1 pseudogene is annotated in these 897 nt (G+C 73.4%); it reads left to right on the top strand.

Annotated elements, in window-relative coordinates:
* Positions 1–194: 194 nt before the first annotated feature.
* A pseudogene (locus AC07OY_RS28930) lies at positions 195–897 on the top strand (hypothetical protein); the annotation flags it as partial.

The following is an 897-nucleotide window of genomic DNA, read 5'->3' as shown; positions in this document are numbered from 1 at the left end:
CCCCCGGGCCGGCCGCCCTGGCGCCGGCAGTTCCAGTGCCGGCCCGGGCGCGGCCCCGCTGGCGCGCGACAACCGCGTCGGGCGCGGCCAGCGCACCCGGCGCATCAGCGGCCCCCGCACCTTCCACATCGACGGCCCCGTCGCGCTGACGGTCACGCCCCGCTAACCCAGCACACCACTGCAAGGAGATCACCATGGACCGATTCGAAGCCGACGTGATGGACGACCTGATGTCCGACGCCGCGGAAGGCCCGGCACGCGCCAGCAATGCCTATGACGAGTTCGACGAATTCGACGAGGGCGATGAGTTCGACGAAAGCGATGAGGGCGATGAATTCATCGGCCGGCTGCTCGGCGGCATTGGCCGCGTGGCCGGCGGCCTGCTCGGGGGCGGCGCAGGCGGCGGTGGCGGCGAGGGCTTCGACGAATTCGATGAGTTCGACGAAGGCGATGAATACGACGAGTACGACGCCGCCGGGGAGGACTACGGCGACGAGGGCGACGACGCCTTCGAGGCTGCCGTCGCCGATGCGATGGATGCCGGCGATGGCGACGAATTCTTCCGCCGCCTGGGCCGCATCGCCCGCGGCGTCGGCCGTGGCGTCGGCCGCGTGGCCCGCGCCGTCGGCCCCATCGCCAGCATGATCCCCATCCCGCAGGCGCAGATGATCGGCCGCCTGGCCAATGTGGCCGGCCGCCTGCTGGCCGACGGTGCCGACGAGTTCGAGGCCTTCGACGAGTTCGTGGATGGCCTGGACGAGGACGGCATCGATGCCGCCGCCCCGGTGCTGGCCGGCATGGTCATCCGCCGCGCCCTGCCCGGCGTGGCGCGCGCCGCCGCCCCGGTGCGCCGGGCCGCCGTGCGTGCCGTCTCCCAGGCCGTGCGCGGTGCCGTGC

The sequence above is a fragment of the Roseateles sp. GW821-FHT09H10 genome, assembly GCF_059415865.1.
Note: the sequence above shows the minus strand (reverse complement) of the source record. Positions and strands in the feature narration are given on the sequence as shown.